This window comes from Streptomyces sp. BRA346 (assembly GCF_052851135.1).
The window spans coordinates 1-17,504 of sequence record NZ_JAIWIH010000023.1 but is presented as its reverse complement, the minus strand read 5'-3'; the positions used below and the strand labels follow the sequence as shown (position 1 = coordinate 17,504).

Here is a 17,504-nt window from a genome sequence, read left to right as displayed (position 1 = left end):
TGGAGGAACACCGTCATGCTCTACCGCACCCTGGGCCGCACCGGCGTGCAGGTCAGCACCCTCGCGCTCGGCGCGATGAACTTCGGCGCGATCGGGCGCACCACCCAGGACGAGGCCACCGCCATCGTCGACGCCGCCCTCGAAGGCGGGATCAACGTCATCGACACCGCCGACATGTACGGCGGCGGCGAGTCGGAGGAGATGGTCGGCAAGGCCATCGCGGGCCGCCGCGACGACCTCGTGCTGGCCACGAAGGCGGGTTTGCCCATGGGGGACGACCGCAACCACCGGGGCAGTTCGCGCCGTTGGCTGGTCACCGCGCTGGAGGACAGCCTGCGCCGCCTCGGCGTCGACCACGTGGACCTCTACCAGATCCACCGGTGGGACCCGAACACCGACGACGAGGAGACGCTGTCGGCCCTGACCGACCTCCAGCGCGCGGGCAAGATCCGGCACTTCGGCACCTCGACGTTCCCGGCCTACCGCCTCGTCCAGGCCCAGTGGGCCGCCCGCGAGCACCACCTGAGCCGTTACGTCACCGAACAGCCCAGCTACTCGATCCTCCAGCGCGGCGTCGAGACGCACGTCCTGCCCGTGACCGAGCAGTACGGCCTCGGCGTGCTGGTGTGGAGCCCGCTGGCCTCGGGCTGGCTGTCGGGCGCGGTCCGCGCGGGCCGGTCCATCGCCACCAGCCGCTCGACGGTCATGCCGGAACGCTTCGACACCACGATCCCTGCCAACCGGGCCCGGCTCGACGCCGTCGAGCGACTGGCCGAGGTCGCCGACGACGCCGGGCTGACGATGATCCAGCTCGCGCTCGGCTTCGTCACCGCGCACCCCGCCGTCACCAGCGCCCTCATCGGCCCCCGCACCCTGGATCACCTGCACGCCCAACTCGCCGCCGCCGACACCGTGCTCCCGGCCGACGTACTCGACGCGATCGACGCCATCGTCGCCCCCGGCACCGACCTCGCCCCGCACGAGAAGCACGACACCCCGCCCGCGCTGCTGGACCCGTCCCTGCGGCGGCGCTGACGGCAACTCGGCGACGTAGAAATCCCGTTGATGTTCGTGGTGACGACCGCTAGATTCAGCCGGGTGACTGCCGGGTCGGCCCCTGAGGGCCATGCACGAGTGAGGCGCCCGGCCTCGGCGTGAGGCCGGGGCGGGCCAGAGCCCCGCCCCTCCATCTCCGTGTTCTTCGTCCGCACCGCGACCATCGCGACCACGACAACACCGGAGATGCCTCACGTGTCCCACGCACACGACATCCAGCTGAACCACACCGCCGTCTACGCCTCGGACCGGCACCGGTCGGCCGAGTTCCTCGCCACGGTCCTGGACCTGGAGGTCGGCGCCCCGTTCGGGCCGTTCCTCCCCGTCGACCTCGGCAACGGCGTCACGCTCGACTACTACGAGAAGCGGGACGAGCCGGTCCAGCCGCAGCACTACGCGTTCCTCGTCCCCGAGGAGCGCTTCGACGCCATGATCGCCCGCCTGGAGGCGGCCGGGGTCACCTATTACGCGGACCCCGGCCACACCGACCCCGGCCGGATCAACACCCTCTTCGGCGGCCGCGGCGCGTACTTCGACGACCCGGACGGCCACAACATGGAGATCATGACCCGGCCGTACGTCCGGCCGTGATCCCCCGGCGCTACGGCGCCAGGATGTCCAGCTCGCGCAGGGCGCCCATGGTGATCTCCCGGGTGTAGCGCTCGGCGCGCTCCGCGTCCCTCGCGCGGACCGCTTCGGCGACCCGGACGTGGAGGGTGACCGCCTCCGGGTCCGGGTCGCTGAACATCACCCGGTGCTCGGTGCGGCCCGCCAGGACCTCGGCGACCACATCGCCGAGCCGCGCGAACATCTCGTTGCCCGAGGCGCGCAGGATCGTCCGGTGGAAGGCGACGTCGTGGACGAGGTAGGCGGGGAGCTGCTGGCCGCGGGAGGTGGCGACCATGTTGAGCGCGTGCTCGGTCAGCTCGGCGCACTGGGCGGCGGTGGCCTGCTCGGCGGCCAGGGCGGCGGCGGCCGGTTCGATGGCCGAGCGCAGGGAGGTCAGGGAGCGCAGCTGGCGGGGGCGGTCGGGGCCCGCCAGCCGCCAGCGGATGACCTGCGCGTCGAAGACGTCCCACTCCTCCGGAGGGAGGACGGTCACGCCGACGCGGCGGCGGGAGCGGACCAGGTGCATGGACTCCAGGACGCGCACCGCCTCGCGGACCACGGTCCGTGAGACGTCGAAGCGCCGCTCCAGCTCATCGGTGCGCAGCACCGTCCCCGGCGGGTAGTCGCCCGCGGTGATCGCGGGCCCGAGGGACGCCAGCAACCGAGCGTGCAGTCCCCGCCCCGTGATGGGCCCCTCGTTCTCCATGGAGTCAGACTACGTGGCTGGCCGCTCACGCTTTAAGTATGACTTTTAAATCACGAACTCTTGAATACGTCGTATCAGTGGGGTTGAGTGTGCTGCCAGCGGTGCCGAGGTCGAGAACGACAGTCGAGGAAGACAGCAGCACCGGAGCAGACAGCGAGGTTTTCCACATGCATGCCCCCCTGGTCGTCGTCATGGGAGTGTCCGGCACGGGCAAGACCACGATCGGCCCCCTGCTGGCGGACGCGCTCGGTGTGCCGTACGCCGAGGCCGACGACTTCCACCCGCCGGCCAACATCGCCAAGATGTCGGCCGGGACCCCGCTGGACGACGAGGACCGCAGGCCGTGGCTGGACGCCATCGGCGCCTGGGCCCATGAGCACATCGGTCACGGCGGCGTGGTCAGCTGCTCCGCGCTCAAGCGGATGTACCGGGACCGGCTGCGTGCCGCCGAGCCCGGGGTCGTCTTCCTGCACCTGACCGGTGAGCGCGAGCTGATCGCCGACCGGATGAAGGAGCGCAAGGGCCACTTCTTCTCCGGCGAGATGCTCGACTCGCAGCTCGCCACCCTGGAGCCGCTCCAGCCGGACGAGCACGGCGTCGCCGTGGACATCGCGCCGGACCCCGAGACCATCACCGAGCGGGCCGTCGCCGCGCTGCGGCAGCGGCAGCCCGGACACCAGTAGCTTCACGTTAGGAACCCTCCGTGACCAGACTCAGCGTCGAGATGCTGGCAGCGGACACCGTCGACCCGATCACGTCGGCCGGTCACGCACAGCTGGGCATAGCCGTCCTCGTCGGCATAGCCGTCCTCGTCCTGCTCATCACCAAGACCAAGCTGCATGCGTTCTTGTCGCTGACGATCGGCTCGCTGGCGCTCGGCGCCGTCGCGGGGGCGCCGCTCGACAAGGTCATCACCAGTTTCTCGGGCGGGCTGGGCGACACGGTGGCGGGCGTCGGCGTGCTGATCGCCCTCGGCGCGATCCTCGGCAAGCTGCTCGCCGACTCCGGGGGCGCCGACCAGATCGTGGACACCATCCTCGCCAAGGCGAGCACCCGGACGATGCCCTGGGCGATGGTGCTCATCGCGGGGATCATCGGCCTGCCGCTCTTCTTCGAGGTCGGCATGGTGCTGATGATTCCGGTGGTGCTGCTGGTCGCCAAGCGCGGCAACCTCTCGCTGATGCGGATCGGCATACCGGCGCTCGCGGGTCTGTCCGTGATGCACGGCCTGGTGCCGCCGCACCCCGGCCCGCTCGCCGCGATCGACGCGGTCCACGCCGACCTGGGCGTCACCCTGGCGCTCGGCGTCCTGATCGCGATTCCGACCGCCATCATCGCGGGCCCGGTCTTCTCGCGCTTCGCCGACCGCTGGGTCGACGTCACCCCGCCGGACCGGCTGATGCCGACGCGTCCCTCGGAGGACCTGGAGCGGCGGCCCGGCTTCGCCGTGACCGTGGGCACCGTGCTGCTGCCGGTCGTGCTCATGCTCATCAAGGCGCTGGTCGACATCGCCGTGGACGACGTGGAGAACACCGTCCAGCGGATCGCCGACGTCATCGGCAACCCCCTGGTCGCCCTGCTGGCGGCGGTGCTGGTGGGCATGGTCACCCTCGGCCGCGCGGCGGGCTTCACCCGGGACCGCATCGCCACCACCGTGGAAACCTCGCTGGCCCCGATCGCCGGAATGCTGCTGATCGTCGCGGCGGGCGGCGGCTTCAAGCAGACGCTCATCGACGTCGGCGTCGGCAACATGATCATGGATATCTCGAAGGACTGGAACGTCTCCGCGCTGCTGCTCGCCTGGCTGATCGCGGTCGCGATCCGGCTGGCGACCGGTTCGGCGACCGTGGCCACGATCTCCGCCGCCGGGCTGATGGCGCCGCTCACCGCCGACATGTCGACCACGCACGTGGCGCTGCTGGTGCTGGCCATCGGTGCCGGATCGCTCTTCTTCAGCCATGTCAACGACGCGGGATTCTGGCTGGTCAAGGAGTACTTCGGGATGAGCGTGGGGCAGACGGTGCGGACCTGGTCCGTGATGGAGACGGTCATCTCGGTCGTCGCGCTCGGCTTCGTCCTGCTGCTGTCACTGGTGATCTAGCACTGAGTTGGCACCGGGGATTTTGAGAACCGAGAGGGTACGAACGCCATGACGACACATCCGCTCTTCGACATCACGGGCTGCACCGCCCTGGTCACCGGCTCCAGCCGCGGCATCGGCCAGGCGCTGGCCCGCGGCCTGGTGGAGGCGGGCTGCACGGTGGTCCTCAACGGCCGCGACCAGGCGGCCCTGGACAAGGCCGCGGCCGAACTGGGCGGCGCCGAGGCGGGCGTGCACACCGCCGCCTTCGACGTCACCGACGGCCCGGCCGTCGCCGCCGGGATCGCCGACGTGGAGGAGCGGGTCGGCCCGCTCGACATCCTGGTCAACAACGCCGGGATGCAGAACCGCGCACCGCTGCTGGAGTTCACCGACGAGGCTTGGCGGCAGATCGTGGACACCAACCTGACCAGCGCGTTCCTGGTGGGCCGGGAGACCGCGCGGCGCATGACCGAACGCGGCCACGGCAAGATCGTCAACATCTGCTCGCTCCAGAGCGAGGTGGTCCGCCCCGGCATCGCCCCCTACTCGGCCACCAAGGGCGCGCTGAAGATGCTCACCAAGGGCATGTGCGCCGACTGGGGCCCGTACGGCATCCAGGTCAACGGGGTCGGCCCCGGCTACATCGAGACCGAGCTGACCCGGCCGCTCGTCGAGGACGAGCAGTTCAGCACCTGGGTGCGCGGCCGCACCCCGGCGGGCCGCTGGGGCCGCACCGAGGACCTGATCGGGGCGCTGCTCTATCTCGCCTCGCCCGCCGCCGACTTCGTCAGCGGACAGGTGCTGTACGTCGACGGCGGCATGACGAGCCAGCTGTGAAGCACATGACAGAGGAGGCAGGGCGGATGGTGCTGGGCTGTGTGATCCACGGACAGGGCGACCTGCGGGTCGACGAACTCCCCGAACCGGAGGTGGCGCCCGGACAGGCGCTGGTGGCGATCCGCTACGGCGGGATCTGCGGGTCGGACCTCCACTACCACCAGCACGGCGGCGTGGGCGACTTCCGGCTGAAGCAGCCCATGGTGCTGGGGCACGAGGTCGTCGGCACGGTCGTGTCGTACGGCGAGGGCGCGGACGGGCCCGCCCCCGGCACCCCGGTCGCCGTGCACCCGGCGACGCCGTGCGGGGTGTGCCCCGAATGCGCGAGCGGCCGCGCCAACATCTGTAGCGACACCCGCTACCTGGGCAGCGCGGCGCGCTTCCCCCACGTACAGGGCGGGTTCGCGTCCCGTATCGCCGTACCCGCAGGGCAGCTGCGGGTCCTGCCCGAGGGGCTGGAGCCGCGCCGGGCCGCGCTCGCCGAACCGCTGTCCGTCGCCCTGCACGCGGTGCGCCGCGCGGGCGATCTGGCCGGACGCCACGTGCTGATCACCGGCTCCGGTCCGATCGGCTGCCTGGCCGTCGCCGCCGCCCGCGCGGCGGGCGCGGCGAGCATCACGGCGACCGATGTGCTGCCCCGGGCCCTGGAGTTCGCGGCGGCGGCCGGTGCGACGGCGTGCGTACGGGCCGACGACCCGGACGACCCGAACTGGCCCTCCGAAGCGGTGGACGTCGCGATCGAGGCGTCGGGCGTGGCCGCCGGGCTCGACACCTGCCTGCACCGGGTGCGGCGCGGCGGGGTCATCGTCCAGCTCGGCATGCTCCCGCCGGGGCAGAGCCCGTTCGCCGGAAACCTGCTGGTCGCCCGGGAGATCGACCTGCGCGGCGCGTTCCGCTTCCACGAGGAGTTCGACGACGCGCTGCGACTGCTGGCGACGGAGCCGTCGTTCGACGCGCTGATCAGCGGGGTGCGGCCGGTGGGGGAGGCGGTGGAGGCGTTCGCCCAGGCGGCCGACCGGCGCGAGTCCTGCAAGGTGCTGCTGGACTTCGAGCAGGCGTGATCCCGAGGTAGGGCTGTCCCTGGAGAAGGCGCCGGGTGCCATGGGGTCCGTACCGGCCATGGCACCCTACGGCCGACGGGCGTCCCGACGACGTTGTCCGGACGCCACCGCGAACGGCGGCGGCTACCTCGTCGGCAACATCAGTGTGAGCGCGCGGGGCAGAACGAGTACCACCCGAGGGGCTGGGCAACGAGGCCCTGTCCCCCTACCGCCAGGCGGGCGCCGCCTGACCCACCACGTCCGATGACGAAGGGCCTGCTCGCGCGGTTCGCGAGCAGGCCCCTTGCGGCGTTCGTGCGCGGCTACTTCTTGAAGCCGTAGTTCAGCAGCTTCTTCGCGTCCGCGGTGCGGTTGGCGACCGAGGACGAGGCGAGGACGGTGCCGATGACCGTCTTGCCGCTGCGGGTGGCGGCGAAGACCAGGCAGTACTTGGCCTCCGGGCCCGAGCCGGTCTTCACGCCGATGGTGCCCGAGTAGGTGCCGAGCAGCGGGTTGGTGTTCTCCCACGTCATGTTGCGGTAGCCACCGCTCTTGGTGACGGTCTTCTGGGTCGTCTTCTTCGTTTTCACGACCGAGCGGAACGTCGAGTACTTCATCGCGCTGCTCGCGAGCTTCGTCAGGTCACGCGGCGTGGAGTAGTTCTTGCCGTGCCCTATGCCGTCGAACGAGTCGAAGTTCGTGTTCTTCAGGCCGAGGCTCTTGGCGGTGGAGTTCATCTTGCCGATGAACGACTTCACCCGCGCGGCGCGGGTCGAGCCGCTGCCGAACTTGTCGGCCAGGGCGTACGCGGCGTCACAACCGGACGGCAGCATCAGCCCGTAGAGCAGCTGGCGGACGGTGACCTTGTCGCCGACGATCAGACGGGCCGAGGAGGCCCAGTTGTTGTCGACGATGTAGTCGCTGTACGCCTTTTGGATCGTGACCTTGGAGTTCAGGTTGAGGTTCGGCTGGGCCAGAACCACCCGGGCGGTCATGATCTTGGTGGTGGAGCCGGTGGAGAGACGGGTGTCGGCGGCCTTCTTGTAAAGGTCCTTGCCCGTCCCGTTGTTCATCACGTACCCGCCCTTGGCGGTGATCGTGGGCGCAGCGGCGGAGGCGGCCTGCGCCGGGACGAACGCCCCGGAGGCCAGCACGGATCCCGCGGCGAGAACGCTCAGCGCGGAGAGGCGACGCATGCGCTTGGTGGTGGTTTTCAAATGAATACTCCAAATGTCCCATCGGCGTCGGCGCGGCCGTCCAGAGGGAAAGCCGTCGAGCCGGGGACGCATGAGAGCGGTCAATGGATGTGCGCTCCGCGATGGTAGCCGTACCCGCTGTTCGGTTTCCCGTCGTATCGCCCTACGCGCCCAAGGTGGTGAGATATCCGGTCACCTCGTCCGCCCGGTCGGCCGCGCACCCCACGTACCCGTCCGGCCGGATGACGACGACGCCCTGATCGCCGTACCCGGCGCGGAGGTGTCCGTCCGGGTCGAGCAGATCGGGTGCCGGGCCGCCGACACGATACGCAACCACGGACGCGCGGTCGGGGGCGGGCGGTTCCGCGCCGCCGAGTGCGAGCACCGTCACATGCGGGCCGCGGAAGGCGTCGAAGAGGTGGAACGGGGTGCCGTCGGGGAGTGTGCAGGGGGCGTCGGGCGCCCGGTCGCCCGCCCGCAGCGCGGTCGCGTCGTCCGGTGTCCGCCAGTCGACGGCGAGGGTCGTACCGCGGTACGTCAGCCCCAACTGGTGCACCTCCGCCGTCCGCCGGGGCTCCTTCGGTTCCGCGCCGCCCTCCGCCTCGGCGCGGTGGATGCGGGTGCTGATGCCCAGCACCCCGGCGGCGACCGGCATCCGCTCCTCCTCGTAGCTGTCCAGCAGCACGGGATCGGCGCCGCCGCGCAGCACGGCGCCCAGCTTCCAGCCGAGGTTGTACGCGTCCTGGACACTGGTGTTGAGGCCCTGGCCGCCCGCGGGGGAGTGGATGTGCGCGGCGTCGCCCACCAGGAAGACCCGCCCCTCCCGGAACCGTTCCGCCATCGCCGCCCGCGCCCGGAACGGTGACGCCCACCGCACCTCGCCCACCTCGGACTCCGCCAGATGCGTCCGGTCGACGATCAGCCGCCGCACCGCCTCCGGGTCCGGGTCGGGTACGGCGCTCTCGCTCTCGTATTGCGCCACCGCCTGGAAGAGGCCGGTCCCGGCGAGCGGGCACAGCGCGAAGGCGCCGCCCCTGGCGTGCTGCCACACGTGCCAGTGGTCGCGGTCCAGGCCGGTCAGGCCGGTCAGTGTGACGTCCGCGACCAACAGCGGACGCGGGTCGACGGTCTCGCCCGCCATGCCGATGCCGAGCGCTTTGCGCACCGTGCTGCGGCCGCCGTTGGCGGCCACGGCGTAGGCCGCCCGTACGGTGGCGGTCGAGCCGTCGGCGTACGAGAGGTGCGCGGTGACGCCGTCCGCGTCCTGCGTGAGCCCCGTGCACGCCGCGCCGAACTCGACCTCGCCGCCCAGCTCGCGCAGCCGCGCGTACAGGATCTCCGCGGTCCGCCACTGCGGCAGCATCCAGATGTCGTGGTACGGGGTGCCCGGGGTCGGGCCGGTGCGGACGATCATCTCGAACGCCCCGAGCCGCCGACCGTCCTCCCACCCCATCATCGGCGGGTACGGCCCGCCCGCCGCGCGGACCGCGGCCATGACCCCGAGGTCGTCGAAGACCTCCTGCGTCCTCGGCTGGAGCCCCTTGCCGCGCGACCCCGGGAACAGCTGCTCGCCGCGCTCCACGATCCGCGCCACGACGCCGCGCCGGGCGAGGTCGACGGCCAGGGTGAGCCCGGCCGGGCCCGCCCCGATGATCAGCACGTCCGCGTCCTTAACGTTGTTAAGTCCCATGCGGTCGAGAGTGCGCTTAACATTGTTAAATTGTCAAGGAGGGCGAGGCTGAGCTGCGAGGATGACCCCATGGCGACAACACGACTGGACCGGGACCAGGTGGTGGACGCCGCGCTGCGGCTGCTCAACGAGGTGGGCCTCGAAGGGCTCACCCTGCGCCGCATCGCCAAGGAGCTGAACGTCCAGGCGCCCGCCCTCTACTGGCACTTCAAGAACAAGCAGGCCCTGCTCGACGAGATGGCCACCACGATCTTCCAGCGGCTGGCCGAGGAACCGGGGAACCTCGATGAGGCGATGACCTGGCAGGAACGTCTCATCGAGGGCCAGCACGCCCTGCGCCGCGCCCTCCTGCGCTACCGCGACGGGGCGAAGGTGTTCAGCGGCACCCGCTTCACCCGCACCGACCACGCCGTCCCCATGGAGGCCCACCTGCGCGCCTTCGTGGCCGCGGGCTTCACCCCGGGCGCCGCGGCGCGCGCCTCGTTCATCGCGTACGCCTTCACCCTCGGGTTCGTGACCGAGGAGCAGGCCGTCGAGCCCATGGCGGGCGAACGCACCCCCGGCTACGACGTCGCGGAACGGGCCGACCTCATCGGCCCCGACTACCCGCTCGCGGCCGCCGCCGGGGCGGACCTCTTCCTGGACTACGACGCCCGCTTCGAGGAGGGGCTGCGCACGATCGTCGCGGGCATCGAAGCCACGCTGGGCCCGGCGGCAGCACAATGACCGCATGACGATCGACTCCGCGACCGCCCACGCCTGGGCGGCCCTCGGCGGCCCACCCGCCCTCGCCGAGCGGATCACGTACGCCCCGGCGGGCGAGGTGCTCCCCGCCCGGCTGCCGGTACGGCAAGTGGCCCGGGCCACCGTGGGGGTGTGCTCGCTGGCCGCCGCCGAACTGGCCGCGCGGCGCGGCGGCGGTGCGATCCCCGCCGTACGGGTGGAGGAGGGCGCGGTCGCCACGGCGTTCATCAGCGAACGCCACCTGCGCATCGACGGCCGCCGCCCCACCTCCTTCGCCCCGCTGTCCGGCTTCTGGCGCACGGCCGACGGCTGGGTGCGCACCCACGCCAACTACCCCCACCACCGCGCCCGGTTGCTGGCCGCGCTGGGCCTGCCGGAGCAGGGCGACGCCGATCCCCTCGCCGCCGAGCTGGCACAGCGCCCGGCGCGGGAGATCCAGGAGACGGCGTACGCGGCGGGCGCCTTGGCCGTGGCCGCCGTGGCGCCGGAGGACAGCGAACTCCCCTTGACCGACATGCCGTTGGTCGAAGGCGTGCCCACGGGCGAGGCCGTGTCCCGACCCCTGTCTCCTGCCGCGCTGCCCGCCGAGGGAATCCGCGTCCTGGACCTGACCCGGGTCATCGCCGGTCCGGTCGCCAGCCGCACCCTGGCCCTGCTGGGCGCGGACGTGCTGCGCGTCGACTCCCCGCGCCTCCCCGAGGACCCCGACGCCCACGCCGACACCGGCTTCGGCAAGCGCTCGACCCGCCTGGACCTCGCCGACCCCCACGACCGCCGCACCTTCGACGAACTCCTCGCCCGGGCCGACGTCGTGGTCACCGCCTACCGCCCCGGCGCCCTCGACCGCTACCTCACCCACCACCCCGGCCTGATCGTCGCCCAGCTCAACGCCTGGGGCTGGACCGGCCCGTGGGCCGACCGCCGCGGCTTCGACAGCCTGGTCCAGGCCGGAACCGGCATCGCCCAGATCGAGGCCACCGCCGACGGCCACCCCGGCGTCCTCCCCGCCCAGGCCCTCGACCACGGCACCGGCTATCTGATCGCCGCGGGTGTCCTACGCGCCCTGACCGACCGAGCCGACACCGGCACCGCCCGCCACCTGCGCTTCTCCCTGGCCGGAACGGCCTCGTGGCTGATGCGCGGCATCACCCCCACCCCGCCGCCCGACGGGACGTACACCCCCGGCCCCTGGCTGACCGGGCGCCCCTCCCCGAACGGCCACCTCCGCTACGCCCTCCCCCCGATCGCGTACGACGGCGCTCCCCGCGACTGGACCCGCCCACCCGGCCCCTGGGGCACCGACGCCCCGGCGTGGGCCTGACGGTCGCTATTTCCGTGTCGGCAGAGGCGTGCGGTACAGCGTGTTGCCGGGTGTGATCACGTACGCCGCATCGCCGATGAGGACCGGCGGGGGTGGGTCGTTGCGTGAATCGGCGTCCCTTGAGCCCCGGTGCGGCTTGCCCATGGACAGATGGCGGCCGGTCAGGGCATCGAGAGTGTGCAGCCGACCCTGCGCGTCGGTGAGAAAGATCTTCCCTTCCCTGACAGCCAGTTGGCTGATTCCACGGGCGCCGCTGTCCTTGTGCCAGGCGATGCGGTCGCGCCGACAGTCGACGGCCGTGATCATCCCGTTGCTCGACGGCGCGTAGGCGAAGTCGTCCGCGACGGTCATCGGAAGGTCTGTGGGGGACTTGAGGGGGATGCGCTTCCAGAGATCGATCCCCGTCTCCGGGTCGGTACGGTCGACCGCGACGTATTCGTCGGCGGGCCCACTGCCCCCTTCAGCAAAGTAGAGCGTGCTGGTGCCTGCCCCAATGGGGCGCAGAGGGGGCCGCGGCGCATCCGGCGCCCCCTCGGCGAAGGCGTACGCCAGGTGCTCGCTGAGGCTGGAGTCGGTGGCTTCGAGGGAGATGTGAGCGAAGGCGCGGTCGTCCTCGTGGGAGCTGACGGTCATGACCACGCTTTTTCCGTTGCTGGCGATGCTTTCTATTTCATCGTCGCCGGCCTTCCAACGGGCGAGAGGACGCGGGTTCTTGGCGTTGAGCAACCACAGTTCCTTCGGACCGCTTTGCACGAGGACGCCGCTGTCGGTGGCGACGAACCCGTCACGGAGGTCGGGGACCTCGAACCTGCGCTCAACTTTCCCGGTGGCGAGATCCAGGGCGACGATGCCGTCGCCGTCACCGTCGGCGGTTTCGCGGGCCTGCGTGTAGACCTTGCCGTCGAACTCCTCGACCCCGACACTCACCTCGGTCGTGGCCGGACGGTCGTAGCTCCAGAGTATTTTGCCGTTCGCCGGGTTCAGCTTGAGGACGAGGCGTCCGCCGTCCTGACACAGCAGGTCTCTGTCAGAGGTGGCCGTGCAGCTGAAGCCGCTCTCCATGGCGTTGGGGACGCCGAGCTCGGCAAGGTCGGTCTCCCACGCGGGGGTGGGCTTCTTGGCGGCCTCCTTGCCCTTGGAACCCCCCGGTGGACCCTCCCACAGGGAACTGCCCCACAGGCTGAGGCCGGTGCCGACCGCGGCGACGGCCACCGCGGTCGCCGCCGCGGCGATCCAGCGGCGCCGAGTGCGTTTCGGGTTCCTGGAGGCGTCGGTCGGAGCGACGGGGGTGGCCGGGTCGGGCGACTCGGTGCGGTAGGGCGCGGGCGCCGTGGGCAACCCGTGCAGCAGCGCCGGGTGAGGGCCGACCGGGGCCTGGCCACCGCGGGCGGCACCGGTGCCGGAGGAGTCGAGTTCGGTGGGTGTTCGGTCCGGCGCCGGAATCCGGAAAGCGACCGTGGCTTGGTCAGGCGGCGTGCCGGCGGCCTCTGCCGCTAGGCGCTCCACGGCGTCCAGGCTCGGGCGGCGTGCCGGGTCCTTGTCCAGACAGGAAGTGACCAGGGCTGCCAGTTCGGGCGGCAGCCCGTCGAGCCGTGGCTCTTCGTAGACGACGCGGTAGGCGACGATGAGAGGATCGGAGCCCTCGCCCGGTCCGCCCTCGAACGGGCTGCGTCCCATCGCCGCGAAGGCCACGACCGCGCCGAGCGCGAACACATCGGCGGCCGCGGTCACCTCGATGCCAGGGTCCCCCGCACGGAACTGCTCCGGCGCCATGAACGGCGGTGTACCGAGCGAGTCACCGGTCCTGGTGAGCCGACGGCTGTCCGTCACCGCTCGTGTGATCCCGAAGTCGATGACCCGCGGCCCGTCCTCGGCGAGGAGGATATTGTCGGGCTTGAGATCGCGGTGCACCAGGCCCGCCCGGTGGACGGCACGCAGGGCCTCCGCCAACTGGCCCGCGAACACAGCCAGTTCCCGCACCTCCCGGATGCGGCCGGAGCGCTCCACGCGGCGCGTCAGCGAGGGCCCCGGCACGAACAGGGTGGCCAGCCACGGAGGGTCCCCGTCGGGGTCCGCATCCACGACCGGAGCCGTGAAGGCCCCGCTCACCCGCTGCGCCGCCGCCACCTCACGACGAAATCGGCTGCGGAACTCGGGGTCCGTGGCGTGCTCCGCACGAATCAGCTTGACCGCGTACTTCCGCCCCGAGACCGAGCGCGCGAGATAGACGACCCCCATCCCGCCGGCACCGAGCCGGTCCTCCAGCCGGTACCCGCCCACCGACTCCGGAACCCCGGCCCCCAACGACACGATTCCCCCTCCTGCGCAACGGCCGCACGCACGCGTGCATCGCGCCGCTGTCCGATCTTCGAGATACCAGGCTATGCGGGCAACGTACCCGGCCGACTCGCCCGGGGCCATCCCACAAAGATCGAAAGTCCCCCGGCCCGGAGCCGTACCAGGTATGCGACGATCTCCGTTCAATGAACGGCGATTTCGGGGGATCTCATGCCGCAGCGTGACGACGGCGACTACGAGCCGGTCTTCAAGAAGAGCAACTGGGGCACGAGCCGGTACGTCTACAACGCCAACAATCCCGTGGGGATGGCCCTGATCGTCTTGAGCGTCGTCTTCGCGCTCGTGATGATGTTCCTGATGCAGGAGCGGAAGGGGCCGTTCGAGCCCCCGAAGGAGACGCCCTGGAGTCCGTCGATCGATGACGATCCCACCTATCCGTGGGACGAGGACCACAACGCGACGCCCTCCGACGGCACGACGCCGAGCCCTGCTCCCTGAGCGCTCACTCTCGCGACGACACCCCCTACGCCCCCTGGGGGCAGGTGAGGGCGAAGCTCTGCCAGTCATTCGGCACTGCCGGCCGACCTCGGGGTCGGGTCAGGCGGGACCGAGCCCGGTGAACAGGGACTGGGTCACCATGTCGGCTCCCTGCGCGGGGGTCAGCTCGGGCATCTCGTGCGAAGCCATGTTGGTGAGGTGGACCAGCAGGGAGCGGGCCCAGCGGTCCGGAAGGCCCGGGCGGATGAACCCTTCGCGGACCGCGCGGGCCATGAAGGCGTCGAGCTGCTCGATCAGCCGACCGAGGCGGGCGGCCGCCGCTTCGTCCTGCACCTGCCGCACGTCCACCGGCCACCGCCTGCTGGCCGTGATGATGCCCTCCGCGTACCGGTGCAGCGCCGCGACCACGGGCGCCTCGTCCAGCCGGGCCTGGGAGAGGACTTCCTCGCAGGCGTCGAGCTTGGCCGTGTGGACGGCGGCCATGAGGGCTTCGCGGGTCTTGAAGCGGCGGTAGACGGTGCGGCGGTCGACGCCTGCCGCCTGGGCGATCGTCGCGATGCTCGTGCCGGGGTCCCGCGCGAGCAGGCGTGCTCCGGTCTGGAGGACCGCGTCCAGGTTGCGTGCCGCGTCAGCTCTCATCGTGACCGGAGCATACGCAGGAGTGGTGCCGACAGGCCAGAAGATGCCACACCGCTCTTGCTTATCTCTCGTTAACTGTCACATAGTTGAGGCGGTTGATCTGTCGGGCGTGCTCCGTCGCGCCGTTCCCCCCTCAGGAGTCATGTGGTGAGCCCGGTCCCTATGTCTGAAAAGCTGAAAGACGCCCTCGATGCCCGGGTGTTCGTCACCGTGGCGACCCTCCAACCCGACGGCAGCCCGCACCAGTCGGTGGTCTGGGTGGGGCGGGACGGCGACGACGTGTTCTTCGTGACGGGCGTCGACAAGCTCAAGGTCCGCAACCTGCGGCGCGATCCACGGCTGAGCGTGACGGTCAACCCGCCCGACGAGCCCTACGGGTACGCGGTCATCAGCGGCACCGCGCGGTTCGAGAGCGCGGGCAGTCGGGGGCGGATGGACGAACTGGCCATCAAGTACACCGGCACGACGTACGCGGAGCACCACCCGGAGTCGTACGCCACCCTCCCGGAACTGGTCACCGTCCGCCTCACCCCGGAAAAGATCGCGGCCCGCTTCCTATGAGCCGAACGACGAAGACCTATGTCATCACCGGAGGCACGGACGGCATCGGCAAGGCCCTGGCCCTCACCTGCCTGAAGGCAGGGCATGAGGTGATGGTGGTCGGGCGCAGCGCGGAGAAGGGCGCGGCGTGGCTGGAGGCCGCGCGACACCAAGGCGCGGCCGCGCGGGCGCACTTCGTGCGGGCCGACCTGAGCCTGGTGTCCGAGACCAGAGCGGTGATCGACCGTATCCGGGCGGCTTTCGCGAAAATCGACGCCCTGGTGCTGTGCGCCCGGCACTTCCGGACCACCCGCCTGGTCACCGCCGAAGGCTTCGAGAACACCTTCGCCCACTTCTACCTGAGCCGTTTCGTCCTGTGCCACGAACTGGCCGACGTGCTCGAAGCAGCCGACACTCCCGTCATCCTCAACGTCGCCGGACCCGGCGGCGATGGCGAAATCCACTGGGCGGACCTGCAACATGAACGCGCCTACGCCGGCCAACGGGCACTCGCCCAAGGCGGACGCCTCAACGACCTGCTCGGCGTCGGCTTCGCGGACAGCCGACCGGAGACGACGATCCGGTACGTACTGCTCAACCCGGGGACGGTCAGTACCAGCTTCTCCGGGCAGTACACCCCGGCCGTCGCGACACAGATCGAGGCCATGCGCCGATCCGCCCAGCCGGTGGACGAGGCCATGGCGCCGATCCTCAAGCTGCTGGCCCACCCACCGGCCGCGCCGCTCAGCGCCATGGTGCGGGGCGAGCCCCTGGACCCGCACGGCCCCGGCTTCGCGATCGAGGAGGCGCGGCGGCTGCGCGCACACACGAAGCGGCTGCTGGCCGCCTGCCCGGAGGGCTGAGGCGGCGAACGCCGCACCGTGCACTCCTTCATGAAGGGTGGCTCGCCATCTCCTGAGGGCAAGGAATCTCCGGTCGCATGCGGTGCGGGCTGCATGCGATCAGGCACACGGACAGGAATCGCTGCCCCGTGAGATACCAACCGCCTACAACATCCTCACCGCTGGTGACCTGATCGACCGCCCGGCCGACCGCATCGGCGAGGCGGTCGGCATCGCGGTCGTGTTCCGACGTGAACGATGCTGCGGAAGCGCGCAGTTGCCCACCGAACCATTCCGCTGCCTGCCGCGGATCGGTCCAGGTGCCGTGGATGAAGGATGCGGGCTTGAGTAGCCAGTGGGCCAGTTCCAGGGGGACGACCTTGCTGGATCTGAACTCCGGATGCAGCGGGCGCCGGGGGCCGTCCTTGAGTAAGTCGTGTGCGGACCCGAGCCAGGTGTAGCCGTGGTGGTGCATGTGCTCGCTCTCTCGGTGAAGAGCGGCCCCCACCCGAGGCGGGGGCCTCCCGGTCTCACCTGCTACTGACGACCGCAGCCGTCGCCATCACCGCAGCCGCCCTGCTGCCCGCCTTCGGTCGGCTCGTCGTCCTCCGGGTCCTGCCGGAGGACGATGCCCTTGAACTCGCGTAAGCGCATCGGGATGATTCCTCTCGGTGCTGTCGGTCGCGGGGGCTCTCCTCGCGCCGTCGTGCACGTGCACCCGTTCCGCGCTGGGCTCGACCTGCCAGGGCTCCGGTCCAGCCGGGACGGGGGTTTGAAAGCGGCCGCTCAGCTCGTGGCGGCCTTCTTGGTCTGCTCCTCCAACGCGGCGCGCATGAGGATTTCCGCGAGGCGGTTCGCGCTGTCGAGCGGAATGCGGCCGAGGGCGACCATGGGGTGCCCAGAGACCGTTACCTCTCCCCGCAGGACGGGCCAGAACAGGTCCTGGTTCTCTACGCCGTGGGGTACGGCTACGTCGGGCGTGAAGCCAAGGCGCCCCAGCGCCTCGCGCAGTAATTCGGCGACGGCCCTTGCCTCGGCTCCGGCCGCCCGGTGGCGCGCGGAACGCATGGCGTCGATGTGTCCCTCGGTGATCTTCATGGCACGTAGCTCCTCGCAAGAGTGGGTGACGGAGTCATTACGGAGCGAATTAATGCCTGCTCAGCGGCGTTGCTCGAAGCTTCTGAGGAATCTCAGCCGAGCGAGCCGCTGGGCGTGCCCCGGGGAGTTGGGCAGCAATCTGCTCGATTTCGGGGACGGCGACCATGATGTGCCCGCGCAGCCGGAGGGTTCGCTGGCCGGCGGACGGGGGGGGTGCCTCTATGTCTTCCGTCAAGACACCCCTGTCGGTTTTGGGGTGGTTCGGGGTTGCTGGGGTTATGCGGCGAGTTCGAGGTCCCTCGGTGTC

18 protein-coding genes are annotated in these 17,504 nt (G+C 70.9%); 11 read left to right on the top strand and 7 right to left on the bottom strand.

Annotation, left to right across the window (positions count from 1 at the left end; translation table 11 throughout):
- Positions 1-15 precede the first annotated feature (15 nt).
- Together LCH29_RS25860 and LCH29_RS25855 are read left to right on the top strand one after the other, a co-directional pair.
- Entirely contained in the window at positions 16-1,035 is a 1,020-nt protein-coding gene (locus LCH29_RS25860; protein WP_446464120.1) for an aldo/keto reductase, read from the top strand.
- 207 nt (positions 1,036-1,242) lie between these two features.
- Entirely contained in the window at positions 1,243-1,647 is a 405-nt protein-coding gene (locus tag LCH29_RS25855; protein WP_446464119.1) for a VOC family protein, read from the top strand.
- Positions 1,648-1,657: 10 nt separating this feature from the next.
- On the opposite strand, the gene LCH29_RS25850 is transcribed toward LCH29_RS25855, so the two are convergent.
- Positions 1,658-2,371, bottom strand: coding sequence for a FadR/GntR family transcriptional regulator (locus tag LCH29_RS25850; protein ID WP_446464118.1), 714 nt, complete (start codon positions 2,369-2,371; stop codon positions 1,658-1,660).
- A 167-nt stretch (positions 2,372-2,538) separates the two neighbouring features.
- On the opposite strand from LCH29_RS25850, the gene LCH29_RS25845 reads away from it, so the two are divergent.
- The 4 genes from LCH29_RS25845 to LCH29_RS25830 are packed head-to-tail and all read left to right on the top strand — an operon-like array spanning position 2,539 to position 6,352.
- Positions 2,539-3,054 carry a gluconokinase gene (locus LCH29_RS25845; protein ID WP_446464117.1) on the top strand — a complete coding sequence of 172 codons (516 nt, stop codon included), beginning with the start codon at positions 2,539-2,541 and terminating at the stop codon, positions 3,052-3,054.
- A gap of 20 nt (positions 3,055-3,074) precedes the next feature.
- Positions 3,075-4,472, top strand: coding sequence for a GntT/GntP/DsdX family permease (locus tag LCH29_RS25840; RefSeq protein ID WP_446464116.1), 1,398 nt, complete (start codon positions 3,075-3,077; stop codon positions 4,470-4,472).
- Positions 4,473-4,520: 48 nt separating this feature from the next.
- Positions 4,521-5,291, top strand: coding sequence for an SDR family oxidoreductase (locus LCH29_RS25835; protein WP_446464115.1), 771 nt, complete (start codon positions 4,521-4,523; stop codon positions 5,289-5,291).
- 26 nt (positions 5,292-5,317) lie between these two features.
- Positions 5,318-6,352: an L-idonate 5-dehydrogenase gene (locus LCH29_RS25830; protein ID WP_446464245.1), complete on the top strand. Its 1,035-nt coding sequence runs from the start codon at positions 5,318-5,320 to the stop codon at positions 6,350-6,352.
- 302 nt (positions 6,353-6,654) lie between these two features.
- Here LCH29_RS25830 and LCH29_RS25825 read toward each other — a convergent pair whose 3' ends face one another.
- Positions 6,655-7,527: a D-alanyl-D-alanine carboxypeptidase family protein gene (locus LCH29_RS25825; RefSeq protein WP_446464244.1), complete on the bottom strand. Its 873-nt coding sequence runs from the start codon at positions 7,525-7,527 to the stop codon at positions 6,655-6,657.
- 163 nt (positions 7,528-7,690) lie between these two features.
- Positions 7,691-9,217, bottom strand: a complete 1,527-nt coding sequence (locus LCH29_RS25820) for an FAD-dependent monooxygenase (RefSeq protein WP_446464114.1) — start codon at positions 9,215-9,217, stop codon at positions 7,691-7,693.
- Between the two features lie 69 nt (positions 9,218-9,286).
- On the opposite strand from LCH29_RS25820, the gene LCH29_RS25815 reads away from it, so the two are divergent.
- Positions 9,287-9,943 (top strand): TetR/AcrR family transcriptional regulator C-terminal domain-containing protein, encoded by a 657-nt coding sequence (locus LCH29_RS25815; protein ID WP_446464113.1) that lies wholly within the window; start codon positions 9,287-9,289, stop codon positions 9,941-9,943.
- A 4-nt stretch (positions 9,944-9,947) separates the two neighbouring features.
- Entirely contained in the window at positions 9,948-11,282 is a 1,335-nt protein-coding gene (locus LCH29_RS25810) for a CoA transferase (RefSeq protein ID WP_446464112.1), read from the top strand.
- A 6-nt stretch (positions 11,283-11,288) separates the two neighbouring features.
- Here the strand turns inward: LCH29_RS25810 and LCH29_RS25805 are convergent, their stop codons facing one another.
- A complete protein-coding gene (locus LCH29_RS25805; protein WP_446464111.1) occupies positions 11,289-13,592 on the bottom strand; it encodes a serine/threonine-protein kinase in 2,304 nt (767 codons plus the stop codon).
- Positions 13,593-13,790: 198 nt separating this feature from the next.
- Between LCH29_RS25805 and LCH29_RS25800 the strand changes: the two genes are divergently transcribed.
- Positions 13,791-14,078, top strand: a complete 288-nt coding sequence (locus LCH29_RS25800) for a hypothetical protein (RefSeq protein ID WP_446464110.1) — start codon at positions 13,791-13,793, stop codon at positions 14,076-14,078.
- A 99-nt stretch (positions 14,079-14,177) separates the two neighbouring features.
- Here the strand turns inward: LCH29_RS25800 and LCH29_RS25795 are convergent, their stop codons facing one another.
- A complete protein-coding gene (locus tag LCH29_RS25795; RefSeq protein ID WP_446464109.1) occupies positions 14,178-14,717 on the bottom strand; it encodes a TetR/AcrR family transcriptional regulator in 540 nt (179 codons plus the stop codon).
- Between the two features lie 162 nt (positions 14,718-14,879).
- Here LCH29_RS25795 and LCH29_RS25790 point away from each other — a divergent pair, with 162 nt between their 5' ends.
- Positions 14,880-15,278 (top strand): PPOX class F420-dependent oxidoreductase, encoded by a 399-nt coding sequence (locus LCH29_RS25790; protein ID WP_446464108.1) that lies wholly within the window; start codon positions 14,880-14,882, stop codon positions 15,276-15,278.
- Positions 15,275-16,120 (top strand): SDR family NAD(P)-dependent oxidoreductase, encoded by an 846-nt coding sequence (locus LCH29_RS25785; RefSeq protein WP_446464107.1) that lies wholly within the window; start codon positions 15,275-15,277, stop codon positions 16,118-16,120. The genes LCH29_RS25790 and LCH29_RS25785 overlap by 4 nt, the downstream gene beginning before the upstream one ends.
- A 28-nt stretch (positions 16,121-16,148) precedes the next feature.
- Here the strand turns inward: LCH29_RS25785 and LCH29_RS25780 are convergent, their stop codons facing one another.
- Positions 16,149-16,574, bottom strand: coding sequence for a hypothetical protein (locus tag LCH29_RS25780; protein WP_446464106.1), 426 nt, complete (start codon positions 16,572-16,574; stop codon positions 16,149-16,151).
- Positions 16,575-16,885: 311 nt separating this feature from the next.
- Complete coding sequence (locus LCH29_RS25775; protein ID WP_446464105.1) at positions 16,886-17,197, bottom strand: hypothetical protein; 312 nt, start codon at positions 17,195-17,197, stop codon at positions 16,886-16,888.
- Positions 17,198-17,504 lie beyond the last annotated feature (307 nt).